A 21,218-nucleotide genomic window follows, 5' to 3' on the forward strand; every position below is an offset into this window, starting at 1 on the left:
CAGCTTGTAGCTTGTCGCTTGAAGCTGTTGTTGATAAATTCCGTAATTTCACGGCTCAAATTTTAAGACTGCGTTATGGCTGAAGTTATATTGATGCCCCGATTAAGTGATACGATGACCGAAGGGGTAATTGCCGCCTGGCATAAGAAAGTAGGGGATTCCGTTAAGAAAGGGGATCTTTTGGCTGAGGTAGAGACGGATAAGGCCACCATGGACCTGGAAAGTTATAAGGATGGTACGCTGCTGTTTGTAGGCACGGATAAGGGAGGTAAGGTACAGGTGAACGAATTGCTGGCCATCATCGGCGCTCCCGGTGAGGATATTTCCTCCCTGGTAAAAGGCGGAGGGGCGACGACAGCTCCGGCGGCTGAACAGAAGGCCGCTCCGGCTCAGGCCGCAGCTCCCGCACCAACTGCGGCCCCCGCAAGCGCTCCCGCAGCGCCGGCCGCCCAGGCAGAGGACATCTCAAAATTAGAAGGCGTCATCCTCATGCCCCGCCTCAGCGATACCATGACCGAAGGCGTGATAGCCGACTGGCATAAGAAGGTAGGGGACACCGTTAAAAAGGGTGAGGTGCTTGCCGACATCGAGACCGACAAGGCCACGATGGAGCTGGAAAGCTATAAGGATGGAAAACTATTGCATATAGGCGCCCAGAAAGGAGAAAAGATCGCCGTCAACGATCTGCTGGCTGTCATCGGTGATGAATCCAAGGTAGACCTGCAAAAGATTGTCGCCGCCGCCAAAAATAAAGGTGTTGCAGCGCCAGTCGCAGCCGGAACGGCGCAGCCTGCCGCCGCAGCTGCACCGGCCTCTGTCGCCAATGGAGCCGCCCCCGCTGCAGGAGGAATGTCCGTAAGCGCGGATGGTCGCATAAAAGCTTCTCCCCTGGCCAAGAAGCTGGCGGCCGAAAAAGGCATCGACATCACCCAGGTCGCCGGCAGTGGCGACAACGGACGCATCGTAAAAAAGGACGTGGACAGTTTTGTCCCCGGCAAAGCCACAGCGCCCGCAGCACAGACATCACAACCAGCAGCCGCCACCGCCAAATCCGCTATACCCGCCGCCCCGCTGGGCCAGGTAAGCTTCGACGACGTGCCTGTATCGCAGATGCGTAAGGTCATCGCCAAACGCCTGGCGGAAAGTAAATTCTCTGCTCCCCACTTCTACGTCACCATGGCCATCGATATGGACAAGGCAGTGGAAAGCCGGGCTAAGCTGAACGAAGTTTCTCCCGTTAAAATATCTTTCAACGACCTCGTGCTGAAAGCCGCCTCCGTTGCATTGAAACAGCATCCCGCCGTCAACAGCAGCTGGATGGGCGATAAGATCCGGGTCAACCACCACGTCAACATCGGCGTTGCAGTGGCCATCGAAGACGGGCTGCTGGTGCCCGTGGTACGTTTTGCCGATACGAAATCATTGTCACAGATAGCCACGGAAGTAAAGGATCTTGCGCAAAGGGCCAAGGCCAAGAAGCTGCAGCCGTCCGAATGGGAGGGCAGCACCTTCACCATTTCCAACATGGGCATGTTCGGCGTGGATGAGTTCACCGCGATCATCAATCCGCCGGACGCTTGTATCCTGGCCGTAAGCGCCATACAGCAGGTGCCTGTGGTAAAGAACGGCGCCATCGTCCCGGGAAATATTATGAAGCTGACCCTCAGCTGTGACCACCGCGTGGTAGACGGAGCTACGGGTTCGGCCTTCCTCCAGACCTTGAAGACGTTGCTGGAAGAGCCGCTTAGAATGATGCTATAGGCTGGTGAGGGCTTATTTAAACCCTCATGGACTAAAATAATAGAGGGAGCTCATAGAAATGAGCTCCCTTTTTTAAACCTTATCCTTTAAGGCACACGTGTAAACACACCGGCCCTTCAGAACTGTGTCCTTGCTATTCCAACCAAACTTTAAAAGTCTTAATTATTTATAAATCAGGAATTGACCTACGAATCAGAGTGGGCAAGCTTGAATCACCTGCCTTGCGAATCTCTCTATATTTCCGGCCCCGGACCAACCTTAAAAGCCTTAACCAGGAGGTTGTTTTCTCTGTCCTTAGCCGTTGACAGAACAAATATAGTGCGGCCTTTTTAGACCACAAAATTTTTTTATGTTGAATTTGAGAAAAAGTTAAAAAATCTCCCAAAAAAGGCCTCCAGTCACCCAGATTAGGTCATCCCAAATGAAATGCTTACCTTTGCATGCGTTATTATTCCTTTCTATCAGCTTTCGTGACAACCTTCGTGTAAACTCCTGAAGGATATTGATGAGTAGACAGGTCCTTTTTTCAATTTAAATGTTTTTCAATTGTCTTTTCAAGATTTAAAGCTCATAGAGCCTTTACTAAAGGCTGTACAGGAGGAGGGTTATACTACGCCGACTCCTATCCAGGCACAAGCAATACCTATCATCCTTGAACGAAAAGACCTGCTGGGCTGCGCCCAGACAGGTACGGGCAAGACAGCAGCTTTTGCCATCCCCATGCTGCAGCTCCTCTGCGAGGATGCCGCCGGCGTCAAACAGGACACAGGCCTCCGGGCACAGCGTCCTATAAAAGCATTGATCCTCACTCCCACCCGCGAGCTGGCCATCCAGATCGGGGACAGCTTTGCCGCTTATGGCAGGCATACGGGAATGGAGCATCTGGTCATTTTCGGCGGCGTTCCGCAGCAATCCCAGGTACAGGCGCTCCGCAGGGGGATCGATATCCTCGTGGCCACGCCCGGCCGCCTGCTGGACCTGATGGAACAGCGGCATATCAATTTGAAGGACATCGCCTTCTTCGTACTCGACGAGGCGGACAGGATGCTGGACATGGGTTTCGTCCACGACGTGAAAAAGATCATCGCCCGTCTGCCCCAGAAAAGGCAGTCCCTGTTCTTTTCCGCCACCATGCCGCCGGAGATCCAGAAGCTTTCGGCTTCGATCCTGGTCAATCCTTCCAAAGTTGAAGTGACACCGGTCTCTTCCACCGCGGAAACCATTCAGCAATCCATGTACTTTGTCGATAAGAAAGACAAACGGTCATTATTACTGCATATCCTGAAGACGCAACCCATCGCCACGGCGCTTGTCTTCACCCGCACCAAACATGGCGCGGATAAAGTTGCCCAGGGCCTCACCCGCGCGGGTATCCGCGCCGAGGCTATTCACGGCAACAAATCGCAGAATGCCCGTCAACGTGCGCTCCTGAATTTCAAGACACGCCAGACAAGGATCCTCGTAGCCACGGATATCGCCGCCAGGGGCATCGACATTGACGAGCTGACGCATGTCATCAACTTCGAATTACCCAACGTACCGGAGACCTATGTGCATCGCATCGGCAGAACGGGTCGTGCAGGCGCCAGCGGTATCGCCCTATCTTTCTGTGACGCCGAGGAAAAAGAATTTCTCCGCGACATCGAAAAGCTCATCGGTCTGAAAGTGCCCGTAGTGGAAGATCATCCGCATCCCCTGGGTAACTACACCGTCGCCAGGACAGTTGAAGCGTCCGTTCAGGGAGCAGGCAACCGCAACGGTGGCAGCAGAGGTCGTCAAAACAACGGCAATGGGAACAATGGCCGCCAGCATAGCGATCGCTCAAACAACGGCCGTCGGGACGGTCGCAGCAATGTAGCACCCGCCGGACGCAACGGCAGGCCGCAAAGACCCGGGCAGGACGTCATCCGCAAAGGCGCCGTCTCTTCCCTTGCAGAGCTCGAGGCGCTGGAAAGCCAGCCCCAGCAGCCTGTACAAAAGAATATTGATCAGCAGGCGGATCATAACAAACGGGAACTCAGAAGAGAGCCGCAGCAGCTGGACCCTTCCAAACGCGAAGCAAGGAGAGAACCCCTGCAACTGGATCTCAACAAACGTGAGCCTAAAAGAGAACCCCAGCAGCCGGACCTCAGCAAGCGCGAACCCAAAAGAGAACCGCAGCAACGCGAACCCGTCAAACGGGAACCACAGCAGCCGGCCCGCACGGCAGAAGAGCAGAAGAATTTTCTTGCCAACCTGAAGCTCAACCAGAGCGAAGGGGACGAGAAATGGTAATATCTTAAAAAAGGAATTTAAAAAGACCGGCAAATGCCGGTCTTTTTTTTTGCGTACATTGTAGTCATGTACGCACTTTCCTTCATCCTCCTGCTATCGCTGGCCCCCTTCGGCGACAGCCGGCCATCTGCCGGTGAAGGGCTCGCATCCCTGCTCACGCGCCAACAGTATGAGCAATTATTTCCTCATCACCACCCCATCTATACTTACGAAGCCCTTATCAAGGCCGCCGCAACCTTTCCCGCCTTTGCGGGAGAAGGCACGAGAGAAATCCGGCTTCGGGAGCTGGCCGCCTTTTTTGCCCATGCCGCTCACGAGACTACCAGTGGATGGTCTGGCGCAAAGGGAGGCCCCTATTCCTGGGGATTGGTCTACACAGACGAACAGGCCTGCCTGGACGGGCATTGTACCCAATACAACACAGGCGGGACCAGCCCCTATAAGCCCGTGGCCGGCAAATCATACTATGGCAGAGGCCCACTGCAGCTGACCTATGCCTACAACTATGGCCTGGCAGGCCAGGAACTGGGCTTGCCGCTGCTGGAAAATCCCGAAATGGTCGGCAAGGATGGAGCCGTCGCTTTCCGGACAGCCCTCTGGTTCTGGATGAAAGCCCAGACGCCAAAACCTTCCTGTCACGATGTGATCTGCGGCAAATGGCAGCCCACCGCCGCCGACCGCGCCGCCCGGCGTACGCCCGGTTTCGGCATGACCATCAACATCATCAATGGCGGCGTCGAATGCAGGACAGAGACCCCTGCAGGCAAAGACGCAAGACAGGAAAGAATAGGATTCTACCGGCATTTCGCCGTATTGCTAAAAGTCTCCGTAGAAAAAGATTGCGATTGCAAAGGCATGGGGACATATGGAAATTAATTATGTACAAGAGCACCTTACAGCTACTGCGTTTTCACTTCTCCTTTTTCCTGATGCCCGTGTATTGGTTTGCCCTCAGCCAGGTACTGGAAAGGGATTGGCCCCGCGCACTGCTGATCTTCTTTATCCTGCATGTGCTGGTCTACCCCGCCAGCAACGGATACAACAGCTATATGGACAGGGACACCAGCCCCATCGGCGGACTGGAACATCCTCCCGCCCCCACTCCCCAGCTCTTTCGCATCACAGTCGCCATGGATCTCCTGGCCCTCCTGCTCGGCATCCTGATCAGCCCCACCTTCATCGCGGGACTGGCCATCTATATCCTGGCTTCAAGGGCTTATAGCTACCGGCGGATACGTTTGAAACGACTGCCTGTCATCGGTTATCTTACCGTCATCATCTGCCAGGGCGCGTTGGTATTTTTCATCGTATACCATGGAAGTCATGTGCGGAGAACCTTCGATGTGCCCCCGGAGGCGATGATCATAAGCTCTTTGCTTATCGGAGGGTTTTACCCCCTCACACAGATATATCAACATGAGGCTGACAGAAAAGATGGCGTAAGAACGATCAGCATGCTGCTGGGCCTGCGGGGAAGCTTTATTTTTACCGCAACGATCTACACCGTGGCCATGCTCCTGATGACCGGGTATTTCTTTGTAACCCTTCAGATAAGAGAATTTTATGTGCTGGCAACCTGCATGCTGCCTATCCTCGTTTATTTTTTTATATGGGCCGGGAAAGTATGGAAAGATCCGGGAAAGGCTGATTTTGCCAACACGATGCGTATGAACCTGCTGGCGTCCCTATGCACCAACGCCGGTTTTATCGCCGTGTTGATCATGGGTTCAGCGTAATGGCACAATCTTGGCAATCATTTGATCCGTATATAGTAGCTTAAAACCTCCTTTATTTTGAGCAAAATAGTCTCTATCGGTACGGCAGTCCCGGCCTATGCACATCGGCAGCAGGAGATCCTCTCATTTATGCAGCGGATCTATGCCATGAATGAAGCAGGCAACAGGAAACTTCAATTCCTTTATCACCAGAGCGGCATCGACATTCGGTATTCCGTCATCAGCGACTATACCAGGCCCGCCCGGGAATGGCAGTTTTACCCGGCCACGGAGAACCTGGAGCCTTTTCCTTCATTGGAGGCAAGGATGCAGTGGTATGGGAAGTATGCGGCGCCCCTTTCCCTGGAAGCAATCCGGAAATGCCTGGATGGCAGGCTCGACCCGCAAGAGGTCACTCATCTCATTACCGTGAGCTGCACCGGCATGAGCGCCCCTGGCCTGGACCTGGAGATCGTCGCCTCGTTGGGTTTGCCCAATACCGTTTTTCGTACTTCAGTCAATTTCATGGGGTGCTATGCGGCTATCCATGCCCTAAAGCTGGCCGATGCGCTGTGCAACAGCGGCGCAGCTGCGAAAATACTGGTGGTATGTACGGAACTGTGCACCCTGCATTTCCAGCGGGAACCCACGATGAACAACCTTTTGTCCAGCCTTTTATTTTCGGATGGCTCGGCTGCCGTACTCGTGACCAAAGACGACGATCCGGCACAAGGCATCCATATTGACGGCTTTTATTCGGAGATCATGCCCCAGGGGAAAAAGGACATGTCCTGGCAGCTGTCTTCCACAGGATTCCAGATGGGGCTGAGCAGCTATGTCCCGGAACTGATCGAAGAAGACTTCGCGGGGCTGGTAAGCCATGCACTGGAAAAACACCATATCCCGCGGAAGAGCGTGAGTCACTGGTGTATCCATCCGGGGGGCAAAAAGATCCTGGAAGCCATTTATAAAAGCATGCATTTCACCAACGGTCACCTGGACACCTCCTTCCAGGTACTAAAAGAATACGGGAACATGTCTTCTGCCACGATCTTGTTTGTATTGGAGCGTATGCTGTCGTCTTTCGACTATGGTACACCGAATGTGGTGTTCGGAGCCGCTTTCGGTCCTGGACTCACCATGGAAAGCTTTATAGCCAGTACGCGCTAATCTTAACACCTTTTTAGCGGACGATCCATTTATCCTTCGTATTTTGTTCAACGTTGTTACCCCATTAATCGCATGACCATAGATCTGTCAAAGAGAAGTTATCAGAAGGAATTGCTGGACAGGGACGATATACCTTTTGAAGATATCCGGCGGAATATGTTTGAGCTGGATGTCATCAACACCTGGCTGGGCGGTCATGCCATCAGTGTCAGCGGGTTGCGGCAGCTGCTCGCCGGCAGAAAGGATGTTAGCATCTGTGAGATAGGGTGCGGTGGCGGAGACAACCTGCGCGCGCTGGTACGCTGGTGCCGCAGGAAGCATATACGCTTACGCGTCACCGGTATTGACCACAATGCTCACTGCATAGAGGTGGCGAAGGAAGGATGGAAGGACGGGGAAGCACGGTGGATACATTCCGATTACCGCCACATTACTTTCGGCAGGGAGAAGCCGGATATTATTTTCTCTTCCTTGTTCTGTCACCATTTTACGGACGACGAGCTGGTGTTCCAATTGAAATGGATGGAGGCGAATACGGGAGTTGGATGGTTTATCAATGACCTGCACCGGCATTACCTGGCTTACCAGTCCATCCGATGGCTGACGAAATGGTTCTCCGGATCCTATTTGGTGAAAAACGATGCTCCACTCTCCGTATTGAGAGGCTTTACCCGCAGGGAATGGCGGGAATTGCTCCGCCTTGCAGGTATCGACGGTTTCAGGATCCAATGGAAGTGGGCATTCCGATGGCTGATAAGCAAAAGTTTTTTAGTTGAATAGTTCCGTTTCATATGACATTGCCATTGCGGGCGGGGGACTGGCCGGGCTGGCGCTTTCCATACAGATGGCCAGGGCAGGATATGCTGTAGTGCTATTCGAAAAAGACCGCTATCCTTTTCATAAGGTCTGCGGAGAATATATAAGCCTTGAAAGCTGGAATTTCCTGGAAGAGCTGGGCCTTCCACTGAGCGATTGGGGGCTGCCGGTGATAAAAAGGGTCCTGGTCTCGGCGCCGAACGGCGAGTCCATCGAACATGAATTGCCACTGGGCGGATTTGGCATCAGCCGGTATAAGATCGATGCTGCGCTGGCAGCCATTGCCCGTGACTGCGGCGTGGTCGTGATGGAAGAAACCAGGGTCACAGACATTGTTTTTCAACGGTCTGCTTTCCGTATCCATACAGCCGACGCTATCTACCAGGCCAGGGTCGCCTGTGTTACAGCAGGCAAGCGGAGCAACCTGGATATCAAATGGAAACGGCCTTTCACCCGGAAAAGATCCGACAAGCTGAATAATTATATCGGGGTGAAATACCACCTTCAGACCAATCTCCCGGCAGATCTCATCGGGCTGCATAACTTCAGGGACGGCTATTGCGGCATTTCCAGGATCGAAGATGGACGCTATTGCCTATGCTATATGACCACCGCGGCCAACCTCCAGGCGAACGGTAATTCTATTCCTGAGATGGAAAAAAATATCCTTTGGCAAAACCCTTATCTTTCCGACATCTTTTCTTCAGGGGTAAAGCTATTCGAAGCGCCGTTGACGATCTCGCAGATCAGCTTTGAACGAAGGGCCAGGGTGGAGCATCATATCCTATTCGTAGGGGACTGCGCCGGGATGATCCCTCCGTTGTCCGGCAACGGCATGAGCATGGCGCTGCATGGCAGCAAGATGGCGTTCCGCAGCATCGACGCCTTTTTAAAAGGCCAGATCGCGCGGCATGAGATGGAACAGGAATACGAAGACCAGTGGAGCCATCAGTTCGGCAGGCGCTTATGGGTGGGGCGCCAGCTCCAGCGCTGGTTCGGAAGTGAAAAACGTACCAATCTTTTAATTCATTCCCTGAAACCATTTCCTAAATTGGTGTCATTTTTGATCCGGCAGACCCACGGGCAGCCGTTCTAAGGGGTTTGGACAAAATCAATAATAAAATGAGATCCGTAGTTTATGGACTTTTATGGGGGCTGATCTTTCCGGTCGTCTGCCTTGCGCAAAACTATCATGCCATCGAAGGATCTCCCTTTGCCGGCAGCCTCGGCGTAGCCAACAATCCCGCTTCCATCCTCAGCACCCCCTATCCCTGGGATATAACATTGTTTTCCACCCAGGTGAAAAATTCCACCAACGCCGTCGTCCTCCATAACTGGTCAATGCTGAAAGCAGGAGATACCATCGGCTATCAATGGAAACCAGGCAACTTTAAACGCTTTATCGCTTTTGACTTCAATATCCATCTATTAAATGCCCGTATAGCGCTTGATAAAAAACAAGCCATTGCTTTCGGAGCCAACCTCAGGGGATATGGGGCCGTCCGGACAGGACCCGCCAATTACCACGATTCCCTCCGGAATATGAACCAGTTCTTCAACATCAACGAAGGCACCGTCTACAACGGGAGCATGACCACCAGCAGCTGGCTGGAGTTTTTTGCCACGTACAGCCGGACCCTCATAGACGATGAAGCCAGGCGGCTCAATGCGGGCATAACCCTCAAGGCTATGCGAGGAGTCTCCGGCGCCTTCGCCCAGCTCAATGGCGCCACCGTTGGCCGAGGAGTCTCCGGCGCCCAAACGATCTATTTTATGAAAGCCGGCAGCGCCCGGTATGGCTATTCCAGCAACTACGACAGATGGAAGAACGATCACAGCACCTCGCAGAACCTGAAAGACCTCTTCGGCAACAGCCGGCCCGGGGCAGCCGTCGACCTCGGAGTGGAGTACTGGATCAAGCGGCAGGCCGTGATCAACAATGCTGAAAAGACGGAAGCCTGGCATGAATATGAATGGAAGATCGGCGTAGCCTTGCTGGATGTCGGCCAGAATGTTTATAGATACGGCTCCCAAAGCCGGGCGGCCAGCAGGCCCCGAACCGATGTCTCCGATTCGGCCCTCAATGCAAAATTCGACACGACCAACACTCTTGCCGAATTCAATGACAGCCTGGCCACCATCGTGAATAACATTACCCAGTTGGGAGGCCTTTTTAAGATCTGGAACCCCACCAGGCTCGTCATCAATGTGGACAGACCCATACAAAATAACTTCTCCATCAATGCCAATCTCTCTTTGAACATGCCCTGGAAGAGCGACGCAAAAAGACTGGTGGTCAAAGATCTCAGCCTGCTCACCCTCACTCCCCGATGGGAGACAAAAAGGCTGGGCCTCTACCTGCCCATCAATATCACCACGGACGGTAAGTTCTGGATCGGTGGCGCCGCCAAGGCTGGCCCTTTATTACTGGGCTTCCACAATCTCGCCACCATCGTCTCGAAGAACAGGATGGCCAACGGAGGCCTCTATCTTGCACTGGTGATCAGGCCCGGCAGCGGCTTCAGCGACAAAGAAGATAAAAAGAACAGCTGCCCGCCCTATTAATTTAATCATCCCGGCGGGTTGAACGTTTGCGGTTTTTTTCTTTTCTTGTGGGACTAAACCCCTTTTCATGAAGCCCCTGGCATTTACCCTTTTCATCCTTGCAGCAGCCGTCACGGCCCATGCTCAATCCGACACCACTCATCGCCAGTACGTTACTACCGTGCAACCCTTTACAAAAGTGGAGATCGAATCCGAATTCCCCGGCGGACCGAAGGCCTGGCTGGAATTTCTCAACAGTCACTTCGTCTATCCAAAAAAAGCCTACAAACGGGAAATACAGGGCACCGTCGTGCTGCAATTCATTGTCGAAAGGGACGGCAGCCTGTCTTCGATCGTCGCCCTCACCGGCGACCCACTTCTCCAGGAAGAAGCCCTGAGGGTCATCAAAGAATCCCCAAAATGGATTCCCGCCGTGCAGGATGGGAGGAAGGTACGGTCCTGGAAAAAACAACCCATCGTCTTCCGGCTGGAACGAAAATAAAGCTTTACCGCGCATGCTTTAACAGCAGCTATGGAACGATGCCCCCCATTCTCTCCAAAAAATAAACTTTCAATAACTTTTGAAAGTTCAGAAACCTTGCTTATCTTTATATCGTCAAGGGGATGTGCGAAGGAACTACATCCGGACGGTTTAACTTAAAAGAAGACGGATGCAACTGGCAGAAGCGAAAGCGAAATTCATTGCCGACTGGGGACGATTTGGCACCAATTGGGGGATCAACCGGACCATGGCCCAGATCCATGCTCTGCTGCTGATAAGCCCCGACCCCCTCAGCGCAGACGAAGTGATGGAAGAATTGAGCATCAGCCGGGGCAATGTAAATATGAACGTCCGCGAGCTCATCGACTGGGGACTCGTTCAGAAGGTTATCGTGCCCGGAGAACGAAAAGAATTTTTCACCGCGGAAAAGGACATCTGGAAAGTAGCCCGGCAGATCGTAAAAGAACGGAAGAAGCGCGAGCTGGACCTGATGATCCCCGTACTGAAGGAGCTGAGCGATGTGGAAGGAGACAAGCGGGACAAGGCAGTAAAGACCTTCACGGATACCATCAACAATATCCGCAAGTTCAGCGACCAGGCCGACAGGACGCTGGACACCATGATCCGGGCCGATGAGCACTGGTTCCTCGGCAGCCTGATGAAGCTGTTCGGCGGAAAGAGAGATTGATAAGGCCGCAGCCCGGACAGAATGACTGTCGACAGGAAGCATTTGACCGTGAAATAACACTTCAGCCGCGATGCGGCTTTTCTTAAGGCTTATTCTTTCAATAAATATTGAAAGTTCAATAACATAAATCAATTTGTATCACCCCAAAACTGTTTTTTTATGTCTTACATCCTTATCAGCTACAGCATTTACTTACTGCTCACGCTCACACTCACCATCTGGGTAGCCCGTACTTTATTCCGTAACGGGAAGGTCTTCCTGATCGATATTTTCCATGGCAACCAGGAGCTGGCCAACGCCGTGAACAACCTGCTCCTGGTAGGCTTCTACCTCGTGAACATCGGCTATGCCGTCTATACGCTGACCATCACAGATAGAATTGCCGACGCCAGGGCGCTGGTGGAAGAGCTCAGCGTAAAGGTGGGGGCCATCATCCTGATCCTGGGCGGCATGCATTTCTTCAACATGCTGGTGTTCTTCAAGCTGCGCAAAAAAGCCCTGGTGGAAAAGAGATTGTACCCCGGCAAATGAAGGTCGACTGCGCCCCTCTCATCCTTTAACAACATGCATTATGAAAAATAAAAAGATAGTCATAGCAGGCGGCACCGGCTTCATCGGTCAGGCCCTGGCTGCCTTTTTCGGCAAAGACAATGAAGTGGTGATCCTGGGGCGCAGGACAGCGTCCGAAAAAAATGGTGCGCATCCCACATCCGCTGCCAACAATGCCTACACCAACAGGCTCCTGACTAAGTCCGACGGCTATAACATAAGGTACTTTCCCTGGGATGGCCTGCGGATCGAAAAGCATTGGGCAGCGGCCATCGATGGCTGCGACTTAGTGATCAACCTGGCAGGTAAAAGCGTCAACTGCCGGTATACCGCCAAAAATAAACAGGAGATCTTCGACAGCCGCGTCGACAGCACCCGCGCGATCGGCCTGGCAATACGGGATGCCGTCGTCCCTCCCAAGGTCTGGATCAATGCTGCCTCCGCCACCATTTACCGGCATGCAGAAGATCGCCCCCAGGACGAATACACCGGCGAGACCGGGGAAGGCTTCTCCGTAGCCGTATGCAAAAAATGGGAGCAGGTCTTCGATGAACAACGGGCCCCCTTCACCCGCAAGATAGCGTTGCGCATGGCCATCACCCTGGGTCCTGGCGGCGTCATCGTCCCCTATCTCCATCTGCTGAAATTCGGGTTGGGGGGCAAGCAAGGCAGTGGCAGGCAGATGTACAGCTGGGTGCATATCGAAGATCTTTGCCGTGTCGTGCGATGGCTGTATCAACGCCCCAAAATGGAAGGCACCTACAACGTTTGCTCCCCAAAACCCGTCAGCAACTGGCAATTCATGCAAAGCCTTCGCAAAGCCACAGGCCACCGCCTCGGACTGCCCGCTTTCACCTGGATGTTGAAGATCGGGGCGCTGCTCATCGGTACCGAGACCGAACTGGTCCTGAAAAGCCGTTGGGTGCTGCCTGCTAAATTGCAGGATGCAGGCTTCATATTTCGTTATCCCGACGTCGGGGAAGCGATGAATGCAGTTATTGAAAAGATCCCCCGTAAGAAATATCATTTTTTCTGAAGTCTTTTAATCGCCGATTATGAACCCCCAACTAAAACCCTGGCTAATCGTATTATCGATCCCCGTCGCCTACGCACTGATCCTGCGCCTGGTCTTCGACCTCGACATCTTCCGAAGTTTTGCAACAGTAATGTCTATCAGCTTCTTCATCGGCGTACCCTTCGGTGTCGGCTATCTCACCATCCTGCTCTCTGAAAAAGAAAAGACAAAAAAGATCCTGTTCCGGGTCTTCGCCCCCTGGATTCCGATTCTCGTATTCCTTATGATCACCCTGCTGTTCGCCATCGAAGGCTGGGCCTGCTGGTTAATGATCCTGCCCATCTTCCTGATCTTTGCCTCTCTGGGAGGCCTGACAGCAGGGTATTTCCGACACCGGCGGGATCATCCTACTGACAAGCTCCAGGTCAGCCTGGTACTTTGCCTGCCATTCCTGCTGTCCTCCATCGAACACTTTATTCCTGCCCTTCCCACCCGCTATGAAGCATACACCTTCATCGATATCCATGCCGGCGCGGATACCATCTGGAACAATGTAGTGCGCGTCCGGTCCATCAGCCAGCAGCAGGACCATGGCACACTTACCAGCTGGCTGAGGTTTCCACGGCCCATCCGCGCCGAATTGGACTATGCCGGCGTAGGGGGAAGCCGCGAGGCCATATTCAGCAAAGGATTGGTCTTCGAAGAGATCGTCAAAGAATATATACCACGGGAAAAAATGCATTTCAGCATAAAAGCCGATCCTTATAAGATCCCATCCACGACCATGGATAAGCATGTGGTCATCGGTGGAGACTACTTCGACGTGCTGGATGGGACCTACCAACTGCAAAAGCTGGGTGACAGCTACTATCGACTACACCTGTACAGCCACTTCACCCTGAAGACAACCTTTAATTTTTACGCCAGCTGGTGGGCCGGCCTCATCATGAAAGACATCCAATCCAATATTTTACAGGTCATCCAAACAAGATGCCAGGGATAAATGTTATATTTAGACATGCCTGCTCAAATGAAAAAGACACTCGTGCTCGGGGCCTCCGATAACCCCCAGCGCTACAGCTACCTCGCCGTCAACCGGCTCCGCAGCAAAGGCCATCCCGTAGTCGCCATCGCCAAACGAAAAGGCAAAGTTGCCGACGTAGACCTCGGCACCGAACAAATAGCCATCCCGGATGTAGACACCGTCACGCTATACCTGAACGCAAAGACGCAGCAGCAGTACTACGATTACATCCTCTCCTTACATCCCAAACGGATCATCTTTAACCCCGGCGCCGAAAACCCCGAGCTGGAAAAGCTGGCCAGAACCAACGGTATCGAACCCATGCAAGCCTGTACCCTCGTCATGCTCAGCACCGGTCAATACTAAGGCCCCCTGCACCTATACCACCCTATCCACGCGCATATACAGCCCCATCGCCCTACAACTTAACACTACAATAACCTGCCTGCGATTTTGATAATCGCCGGTTTTTCGTTAAATTCGGAAAATCCTTTTTAATATGCTATGGCGAAAGTTTAATGGCGACCCGATCGAACTGCCCATCATCGAAGCTGTTGAAAACGCGATCAGACGTGAGACCGAAAAGGGCTATCGTCTGAAAGTCTGCATTGGCACTGACTCCCAGGTTAAAGGCCTTGAAACGGAATTTGCTACGGTAATCGTTTTCCTGCGTGAAGGACATGGAGGTTTCATGTTCATTCACAATGAGAAGACCAGGCACCAGTACACGATCAAAGAACGTATGCTGGTGGAAGTTGCCAAAAGCATCGAGATCGCGTATGAACTATGCAATCTCTTTTCAAAGTATGATGTAGACATGGAAGTACATGCCGACATCAATACTAACCCTCATTTCAAGAGCAATGATGCACTGAAGGAAGCAATGGGCTACATACTCGGTATGGGCTTTGCCTTCAAAGCAAAACCTGAAGCATTTGCCAGCAGCAGCTGCGCAAATAAGGTAGTGAACTGACGCGTCGTCTCTTCGACTGATTTTCTTCTCTGGCAGTCGTGATCCCATCACGGCTCAAGGAATTGTCTCCCATAAAATAAAGTAAAAACTGCTCAAAGTCATATCCGCGTAATCAACCTTCGGTATTGAACTCTCCATTCATTTCTTCGATCAGGGCAAGGATCTTGTCCCGCCCCATCTTCTTGATAGCGCTGGTGACGAAATGCTGGGGAAGGAACTGCCAGGTAGCACGCATTTTTTCCAGGAAGTCTTTGACATTCTTGCTGACGACGCGTTGGGTTTCTTTATCGGACTTGGTGAACACCAGGCAGAAAGGGATATTCCATTTCCGAAGTCGTTCCAGGAATTCAAGGTCTATCTTCTGCGGGCTATGGCGGGCGTCGATCAATACGAACACCGTCTCCAGGTTCTCCCGCTTACGCAGATAGTTTTCGATCATCTGCTCCCACCTTCTCCGATCCGACTGCGAAACCTTTGCAAAGCCATAGCCGGGGAGATCCACGATATACCATTCGTCATTGATATTGAAATGATTGATCAGCTGCGTCTTGCCGGGAGTACCGGAGGTCTTGGCCAGCTTTTCATTCCCGGTAAGCATGTTGATCAGGGACGACTTCCCCACATTGCTTCTTCCGATAAAAGCATATTCGGGCCGGTCGGGCGCCGGGCTCTTGGTATGATCCGGGCTGCTGATGACATAAGCGGATGAGCGGATGATCATAATGATTCGTTAAGCCGGCAAGTTACGTAACTTTGCCGCCTTATGGCAGAGTATACGCACGATAAGGTCGTCCCCTTCAAGGATTCGGAGCTGGGGAAAAAGCAGCAGATAGCTACGATGTTCGACAGGATCGCTTTCCGCTATGACTTCCTCAACCGCTTCCTCTCCGGCGGGATCGATATCTACTGGCGGCGACGGGCCATCCGGGAGCTGCTGGACCTGCGCCCCCGTCATATCCTCGACGTAGCCACAGGGACGGCCGACATGGCCATCTTCATGACCCGGTACCTTTCCCCCGAAAAGATCACGGGCATCGATATTTCCACTGGCATGCTGGAAATAGGTCGCCAGAAGATCGCAAAGCTACAGCTGGGCGGAAAGATCGAACTGCAGGAAGGCGACAGCGAGAACATCCAGCATCCTGACAATAGCTTTGATGCCATCACCGTGGCCTTTGGCGTCCGGAACTTCGAGAACCTGGAAAAAGGCCTGCATGAAATGCTGCGGGTCCTGCAGCCCGGCGGACGGCTGGTGATCCTTGAATTCTCCCATCCCAGGACCCCGGTGATCCGGCAGCTGTATAACCTTTACCTCAACATCGTAGCCCCAGGCATCGGGAAAATGGTCTCCCGCAGCGGCGAAGCCTATCAATACCTCAACGATTCCGTTAAAGCCTTTCCCGAAGGCAAAGAGCTCCTCCGGATCCTGGGCGCCAATGGATTCGCCCACACCCGGCTCAAACGGCTTAGCCTGGGCATCTGCTCCATTTACACCGGCGAAAAACCCCGTTAACAAGTCCCTAAAATCATCCGATTAGCCCGCAGGATCGCAATTTTGTTACCCCTTTACCGTTATTTTTACCTACCTAATTCACGCCTATTGACAATATTTACCTTCAGGCCGTAGTCATCATACAGAACAGGATTTTAATTTACTGATTTTAAGCTATTTATGAATTCTAACGTGTTTATGACCAAGAAGGGTATTTTTTCCGTGATATTGCTGATGGGGTTGATGATGGCGGGAAGCCGGACTTCGGCTCAATTGAGGGACTATCTGAACCTTCCGGACCATGACAGCAAAAGATACTATTTGGGCATTGGTTTCCTGTACGACAACTCGCATTTGCAGGTCAATGCCCATCCGACCTTCCTGGCCTCCGATAGTGTATTGTATGTCAACCCCGTAAACAGCGGTGGCTTCGGCGTTTCCGGTATGTTCACCTTTCACCTGGCCAATCACCTGGAATTTCGCTTTGCCTTCCCGGAGTTCATTTTCAGCAGCAACAGCATTTCCTACCATATCAACTACCCGCCCGATGGCGAGCAAAAGTTGACCACCAAACAGATCCAGTCCCTGTTGCTGGGCTTTCCCGCACAGGTAAAATTCCTCTCGGACCGCATCGGTAATTTCAGGGTCTACATGATGGGCGGGATCAATTACCGATATGACCTCGCATCCAACTCTTCCGCCCGCAAAGCGGAGAACCTGGTAAAGCTCAGCTCTTCCGACCTCAGCGTGGAAGCCGGCATCGGCTTCCAGATCTATATGCCCGTATTTATTCTTTCTCCGGAGCTGAAGTTCAGCCAGGGTATCAAAAATGTCCATAGCCGGGACCCCAGCCTCCAGTATTCCAATGTCATCGATAAGATCAGGACCAGGCAGATCATATTCTCCATTATCTTCGAAGGCTGATGGAAAGCTACACCCGTAAACAGGAGATCGTCAATGCCCTTATCCATGGCGCAGGCATTCTTTTCGGCGTAGCCGGGCTGCCTGTCCTCACCGGCATCGCCACCGCCCACGGCAATACGCACGGTATCATTGGATCGGGTATTTACGGCTTTTGTTTTTTGATGACCTTCACCGTATCCACCATCTTCCATCTGGCCCTGGACCCGGCCATAAGACGGATATTCAAGATCCTGGATCATATCAGCATCTTCTTCTTCATATCCGGTACTTATACCCCTTTTCTGTTGGTATACATGGACAATACCTTCGGGGCCAGCCTGCTGATAGTGCTCTGGTCCCTGACGGCCGCGGGCACTATTTTCAAGATCTTTTCCACGGGAAAATACGAGATCGTCTCCACGATCATCTACCTGGCCATGGGATGGATAATGGTGGCTGGTGGACGAAGATTCTTCGATCATCTGCCCGCCTCAGTGCTGGTATTCATTATCACCGGAGCGGTGCTGTACTCCATAGGTGCATGTTTCTATCTCTGGGACAAGTATGCGTACACCCATGCCGTCTGGCATACATTCGTGCTGGCCGCCGCCCTTTGCCATTATGTGGCCGTATTGCTGGCCATGTAGCAGCAATCACGGCCCGGCTAATAATCATACTGCCGCCGGAACATATTCAGCCGCACCCCCGCGCTGAACATCGTGGAGCTGGTGCTATGATATGTATTGGTGGGATCGTCGACGGAATATTTCCTGTACTGCACGGACAGGTCAAAGGAGAGATTTTCCTTCCACTCATAAGATACATAGCCTGACATATTCAAACATTTCGCCGGCACCCCTGATCCAATGCTGAAGCCATAATCCCGGGGACGTGTCAGGTAACTTTCGAAGATATTGCTGCCGAAATTGATCCCGGCAGAGTCCAGTCCCTGTTTATAATAGATGATCTTCCCTTCCATCGTCCACTTATAGGCCGGCTGATAATGCACGATCGCGAGGAACTCCGCGAAATTAGCTCCCAATGGGTGGGCCAGCGGCTGGTTATAATGAGAATATTCGGTGATGGAATCCCCGTGCTGGTAGGTAAAAGGCCGGACCACATTGGTTTCCAGCCGCACGTCCAGGTTCTTCACATTGAAAGCATCGATATATTTCACGCCCAATTGCAATCCCTGCTTATTACCCCACCATCCGTTGGAATAATGACGGATCTCCTTCAGGACAAATTCATTGAAGAGCAATTGTCCATATACCTGGGTCACATGACCGACGTTAGCCTTGAAATCCAGGCCCACCGTGCTCTTGTCGGGGCTTCCGTTCTGCTGCTGCGCTGCCGGCAGGAAGATCACGGGATTGAGATATGAGAATTCGTAATGGTCCGGCCGGCTAAAAGTGATATTTTCAAAGAGGCCTACATTCAGCCAGGGTGCGGCATTCACGCTGAGGTGGTGAATGGTGGCGTATTTTTTGGGATACTGATAGTCGCCCGGTAAATGCTGCGTCACCAGCTCCATATAAATATTCTGGTAGTTCAGCTTCCAGATGCGGACATTGAATTTCAGGAAAAGATAGGGGGCTGTGAAATCACTGAGGAACAGGCTGCGGTAGCCATTCCCGATAAAATTCTTATCATAGCCAAACTGGAAATCGACGTACTTCCAGGCATTAAAATAGATAGAGGCCCTGTTGTCATAGTAATCCACGCCCGTCTGCTTAAAGGTCTTGTAATAACCTGCTCCGGGCACAGCCTGGAATTGGGCTACCCTGTCCATCACATACGCCGGGCCCCGCTCCTGGTTATCCGTAAGATAGGCGGAGAAACCCAGCTTCCCCGCAATGAGCCCCCGGAGCGTAAGTCCCTTGGAATTGAGGAAGACCCGGGCCTTATTGCCGGTCTCATACGACTGCACCTGCTGGATGACAGGATTGACCACCAGGAAAAAATCCTTTTCATTCACCTGCAGAAAGTTCGCTTTGTCCTTATAAAAAGTATTCCACCAGGGCTTTTTGCTTTGAAAGCTGTCCTTGCTGCCCGTAACCCATTCCGTATTGTTCATCAGCAGGGATTGCAGGTTCTGCCGGTCCACTTTCGATATGTGGTAGATGTCGTCGTAAGGATAGAACTTATATAGGCTGTCCGCCAATTCAGAGATGCGAACGGCGCTGCGGCGGCTGATAGGCTTATCGGTAGTAATGTTCAGCTCGGCATCCCGTTGCTGCAGGATCTCCATCCTGTCCAGGAAATGCTCGAACTTGGAGCCCTGTGGCAGGAAGGTGGATTGGGCGTAGGAAAAGACAGGCATTCCCAGAATTATCAGCAGTCTTGCAGTGGTTTTTATAAATTGCATAGAATACAAAGAGTAGATCAATTTTTATTATGCATAATTACCTGATCAGGAATATATCCATAGTCAACGAAGGTAAGATCATTACCGCAGATTTATTACTAAAGAACGGCCGGATCGAAAAAATAGCAAAGGGTATCCCGGTGGACTTCGCTGTCACCGAGATCAACGGCGAAGGCAAGCATTTATTGCCCGGCGTCATCGACGACCAGGTGCATTTCCGTGAGCCGGGGCTAACCCATAAGGCTAACATCTATACAGAAGCGAAGGCCGCCGTAGCCGGCGGCGTCACCTCTTTCATGGAAATGCCCAATACCCTGCCCCCCGTCTTCACGCAGGCGTTGCTGGAGGATAAATACGCCATTGGAGCCCGGAGCTCGCTGGCCAACTATTCTTTTTATATGGGCACTTCCAACGACAATGCGGAAGAAGCGCTGCGCACCAATGAGAAAAAAAAGGAGGTCTGCGGTATCAAGATCTTCATGGGAGCCTCTACAGGCAATCTGCTCGTAGACAATTATCTCACCCTCGACAAACTGTTCCGGGAGAGTGAAGTGCTCATCGCCACACACTGCGAGGACGAGAAGATCATCCGGCAGAACCTGGAGAACATTAAAAAGGAGAACAGGGGTCTCGTAGCCGCCGACCATCCCCGGATCAGGAATGAGGAAGCCTGTTTCGAGTCATCGCTCACCGCCATCCAGTTCGCCAAGAAATATGGCTCCCGGCTGCATGTATTCCACCTGTCCACCGAAAAAGAGATGCAGCTTTTCAGTAATTTATTACCCCTGGAGCAAAAAAGGATCACAGCCGAAGTATGCGTACACCATTTGCATTTTACCAGTGATGATTATGCGACGCTGGGCAACCGGATCAAATGCAATCCCGCCATCAAGGCGCCCCACAACCGCGAAGCTTTATGGAAAGCCCTGCTGGACGACCGCCTGGACCTGATAGCCACCGATCATGCGCCCCATACCCTGGAAGAAAAGGGCTGGGTCCGCCTGGAAGATGGAAGCCTCGTCCCGGCGCCCCCCGCTGGCGAAGGCGACGGTTACGAAAAGGCCCACGCGGGCCTTCCCCTGGTGCAGCATTCGCTCCTGCTGATGCTGCACTATGTGCGGGAGGGGAGGATCAGCCTGGAAAAGGTGGTGGAGAAAATGAGCCATGCCGTGGCCCAATGCTTCCGGATCGCGGAACGGGGCTATATCCGGGAAGGGTACTGGGGCGATCTCGTCATTGTCGACCTGCAGCAGCCCTCTGTGGTGGAAAAAAATAATATCCTGTATAAATGCGGGTGGAGTCCCCTGGAAGGCTTCCGTTTCCCGGCCACTGTGACACATACTTTCGTAAACGGCCACCTGGTTTATGGAAATCAAGGCTTTGATGAATCTCAATGGGGACATCGATTAGCTTTTGATCTATAA

At 52.3% G+C, this 21,218-nt stretch carries 21 protein-coding genes; 19 read left to right on the forward strand and 2 right to left on the reverse strand.

The features are described 5' to 3' along the window. Positions 1–75: 75 nt before the first annotated feature. The 15 genes from Q4E93_RS33160 (at position 76) to Q4E93_RS33230 (ending at position 15,031) form a co-directional block, all read left to right on the forward strand. Positions 76–1,761: a pyruvate dehydrogenase complex dihydrolipoamide acetyltransferase gene (locus Q4E93_RS33160; protein ID WP_303592254.1), complete on the forward strand. Its 1,686-nt coding sequence runs from the start codon at positions 76–78 to the stop codon at positions 1,759–1,761. Between the two features lie 546 nt (positions 1,762–2,307). Then, complete coding sequence (locus tag Q4E93_RS33165) at positions 2,308–4,035, forward strand: DEAD/DEAH box helicase (RefSeq protein WP_303592255.1); 1,728 nt, start codon at positions 2,308–2,310, stop codon at positions 4,033–4,035. Between the two features lie 66 nt (positions 4,036–4,101). After that, positions 4,102–4,911, forward strand: a complete 810-nt coding sequence (locus Q4E93_RS33170; protein ID WP_303592256.1) for a chitinase — start codon at positions 4,102–4,104, stop codon at positions 4,909–4,911. A 2-nt stretch (positions 4,912–4,913) separates the two neighbouring features. Beyond that, positions 4,914–5,771, forward strand: coding sequence for a UbiA family prenyltransferase (locus Q4E93_RS33175; protein WP_303592257.1), 858 nt, complete (start codon positions 4,914–4,916; stop codon positions 5,769–5,771). Between the two features lie 57 nt (positions 5,772–5,828). Beyond that, positions 5,829–6,920 (forward strand): type III polyketide synthase, encoded by a 1,092-nt coding sequence (locus tag Q4E93_RS33180; protein ID WP_303592258.1) that lies wholly within the window; start codon positions 5,829–5,831, stop codon positions 6,918–6,920. Between the two features lie 72 nt (positions 6,921–6,992). After that, on the forward strand, positions 6,993–7,700 hold the full coding sequence (locus tag Q4E93_RS33185) for a methyltransferase domain-containing protein (RefSeq protein WP_303592259.1): 708 nt from the start codon (positions 6,993–6,995) through the stop codon (positions 7,698–7,700). Further along, the gene (locus Q4E93_RS33190; RefSeq protein ID WP_303592260.1) at positions 7,693–8,832 is read left to right on the forward strand and encodes an NAD(P)/FAD-dependent oxidoreductase; all 1,140 of its coding nucleotides are present in this window, start codon (positions 7,693–7,695) and stop codon (positions 8,830–8,832) included. The genes Q4E93_RS33185 and Q4E93_RS33190 overlap by 8 nt, the downstream gene beginning before the upstream one ends. A 26-nt stretch (positions 8,833–8,858) precedes the next feature. Further along, on the forward strand, positions 8,859–10,301 hold the full coding sequence (locus tag Q4E93_RS33195; RefSeq protein WP_303592261.1) for a hypothetical protein: 1,443 nt from the start codon (positions 8,859–8,861) through the stop codon (positions 10,299–10,301). Between the two features lie 67 nt (positions 10,302–10,368). Beyond that, on the forward strand, positions 10,369–10,782 hold the full coding sequence (locus Q4E93_RS33200; protein ID WP_303592262.1) for an energy transducer TonB: 414 nt from the start codon (positions 10,369–10,371) through the stop codon (positions 10,780–10,782). Positions 10,783–10,951: 169 nt separating this feature from the next. Next, the gene (locus Q4E93_RS33205) at positions 10,952–11,470 is read left to right on the forward strand and encodes a GbsR/MarR family transcriptional regulator (RefSeq protein ID WP_303592263.1); all 519 of its coding nucleotides are present in this window, start codon (positions 10,952–10,954) and stop codon (positions 11,468–11,470) included. Positions 11,471–11,629: 159 nt separating this feature from the next. Continuing rightward, a complete protein-coding gene (locus Q4E93_RS33210) occupies positions 11,630–12,001 on the forward strand; it encodes a hypothetical protein (RefSeq protein ID WP_303592264.1) in 372 nt (123 codons plus the stop codon). 40 nt (positions 12,002–12,041) lie between these two features. Further along, complete coding sequence (locus Q4E93_RS33215) at positions 12,042–13,055, forward strand: TIGR01777 family oxidoreductase (protein ID WP_303592265.1); 1,014 nt, start codon at positions 12,042–12,044, stop codon at positions 13,053–13,055. Between the two features lie 19 nt (positions 13,056–13,074). Then, positions 13,075–14,037 carry an APC family permease gene (locus Q4E93_RS33220; protein WP_303592266.1) on the forward strand — a complete coding sequence of 321 codons (963 nt, stop codon included), beginning with the start codon at positions 13,075–13,077 and terminating at the stop codon, positions 14,035–14,037. 27 nt (positions 14,038–14,064) lie between these two features. Beyond that, positions 14,065–14,424, forward strand: a complete 360-nt coding sequence (locus Q4E93_RS33225) for a CoA-binding protein (RefSeq protein WP_303592267.1) — start codon at positions 14,065–14,067, stop codon at positions 14,422–14,424. 133 nt (positions 14,425–14,557) lie between these two features. Further along, entirely contained in the window at positions 14,558–15,031 is a 474-nt protein-coding gene (locus Q4E93_RS33230) for a ribonuclease H-like YkuK family protein (protein WP_303592268.1), read from the forward strand. Positions 15,032–15,143: 112 nt separating this feature from the next. On the opposite strand, the gene yihA is transcribed toward Q4E93_RS33230, so the two are convergent. Next, positions 15,144–15,752 (reverse strand): ribosome biogenesis GTP-binding protein YihA/YsxC, encoded by a 609-nt coding sequence (yihA, locus tag Q4E93_RS33235; protein WP_303592269.1) that lies wholly within the window; start codon positions 15,750–15,752, stop codon positions 15,144–15,146. Positions 15,753–15,794: 42 nt separating this feature from the next. Between yihA and ubiE the strand changes: the two genes are divergently transcribed. From ubiE to trhA, 3 genes are all read left to right on the forward strand, one after another. Then, positions 15,795–16,544 carry a bifunctional demethylmenaquinone methyltransferase/2-methoxy-6-polyprenyl-1,4-benzoquinol methylase UbiE gene (gene ubiE, locus Q4E93_RS33240; RefSeq protein ID WP_303592270.1) on the forward strand — a complete coding sequence of 250 codons (750 nt, stop codon included), beginning with the start codon at positions 15,795–15,797 and terminating at the stop codon, positions 16,542–16,544. 177 nt (positions 16,545–16,721) lie between these two features. Further along, complete coding sequence (gene porT, locus Q4E93_RS33245) at positions 16,722–17,447, forward strand: type IX secretion/gliding motility protein PorT/SprT (RefSeq protein ID WP_303592271.1); 726 nt, start codon at positions 16,722–16,724, stop codon at positions 17,445–17,447. Continuing rightward, positions 17,447–18,073: a PAQR family membrane homeostasis protein TrhA gene (gene trhA / locus Q4E93_RS33250; protein ID WP_303592272.1), complete on the forward strand. Its 627-nt coding sequence runs from the start codon at positions 17,447–17,449 to the stop codon at positions 18,071–18,073. Before porT ends, trhA begins: the two co-directional genes overlap by 1 nt. Before the next feature lie 17 nt (positions 18,074–18,090). On the opposite strand, the gene Q4E93_RS33255 is transcribed toward trhA, so the two are convergent. Further along, positions 18,091–19,794 (reverse strand): hypothetical protein, encoded by a 1,704-nt coding sequence (locus tag Q4E93_RS33255; RefSeq protein WP_303592273.1) that lies wholly within the window; start codon positions 19,792–19,794, stop codon positions 18,091–18,093. Between the two features lie 29 nt (positions 19,795–19,823). Between Q4E93_RS33255 and Q4E93_RS33260 the strand changes: the two genes are divergently transcribed. After that, a complete protein-coding gene (locus Q4E93_RS33260) occupies positions 19,824–21,218 on the forward strand; it encodes a dihydroorotase (protein ID WP_303592274.1) in 1,395 nt (464 codons plus the stop codon).

Origin of the sequence: Flavitalea plasmicola, from assembly GCF_030546645.1 — a bacterium.
In the GTDB taxonomy this organism is placed as follows: domain Bacteria; phylum Bacteroidota; class Bacteroidia; order Chitinophagales; family Chitinophagaceae; genus Puia.

Coding starts and splice junctions, on each gene's coding strand:
- Q4E93_RS33160 (WP_303592254.1), top strand. CDS start 76: ATGGCTGAAGTTATATTGATGCCCCGATTAAGTGATACGATGACCGAA.
- Q4E93_RS33170 (WP_303592256.1), top strand. CDS start 4,102: ATGTACGCACTTTCCTTCATCCTCCTGCTATCGCTGGCCCCCTTCGGC.
- Q4E93_RS33175 (WP_303592257.1), top strand. CDS start 4,914: ATGTACAAGAGCACCTTACAGCTACTGCGTTTTCACTTCTCCTTTTTC.
- Q4E93_RS33185 (WP_303592259.1), top strand. CDS start 6,993: ATGACCATAGATCTGTCAAAGAGAAGTTATCAGAAGGAATTGCTGGAC.
- Q4E93_RS33195 (WP_303592261.1), top strand. CDS start 8,859: ATGAGATCCGTAGTTTATGGACTTTTATGGGGGCTGATCTTTCCGGTC.
- Q4E93_RS33200 (WP_303592262.1), top strand. CDS start 10,369: ATGAAGCCCCTGGCATTTACCCTTTTCATCCTTGCAGCAGCCGTCACG.
- Q4E93_RS33205 (WP_303592263.1), top strand. CDS start 10,952: ATGCAACTGGCAGAAGCGAAAGCGAAATTCATTGCCGACTGGGGACGA.
- Q4E93_RS33210 (WP_303592264.1), top strand. CDS start 11,630: ATGTCTTACATCCTTATCAGCTACAGCATTTACTTACTGCTCACGCTC.
- Q4E93_RS33215 (WP_303592265.1), top strand. CDS start 12,042: ATGAAAAATAAAAAGATAGTCATAGCAGGCGGCACCGGCTTCATCGGT.
- Q4E93_RS33220 (WP_303592266.1), top strand. CDS start 13,075: ATGAACCCCCAACTAAAACCCTGGCTAATCGTATTATCGATCCCCGTC.
- Q4E93_RS33225 (WP_303592267.1), top strand. CDS start 14,065: ATGAAAAAGACACTCGTGCTCGGGGCCTCCGATAACCCCCAGCGCTAC.
- Q4E93_RS33230 (WP_303592268.1), top strand. CDS start 14,558: ATGCTATGGCGAAAGTTTAATGGCGACCCGATCGAACTGCCCATCATC.
- yihA (WP_303592269.1), bottom strand. CDS start 15,752: ATGATCATCCGCTCATCCGCTTATGTCATCAGCAGCCCGGATCATACC.
- ubiE (WP_303592270.1), top strand. CDS start 15,795: ATGGCAGAGTATACGCACGATAAGGTCGTCCCCTTCAAGGATTCGGAG.
- porT (WP_303592271.1), top strand. CDS start 16,722: ATGACCAAGAAGGGTATTTTTTCCGTGATATTGCTGATGGGGTTGATG.
- trhA (WP_303592272.1), top strand. CDS start 17,447: ATGGAAAGCTACACCCGTAAACAGGAGATCGTCAATGCCCTTATCCAT.
- Q4E93_RS33255 (WP_303592273.1), bottom strand. CDS start 19,794: ATGCAATTTATAAAAACCACTGCAAGACTGCTGATAATTCTGGGAATG.
- Q4E93_RS33260 (WP_303592274.1), top strand. CDS start 19,824: ATGCATAATTACCTGATCAGGAATATATCCATAGTCAACGAAGGTAAG.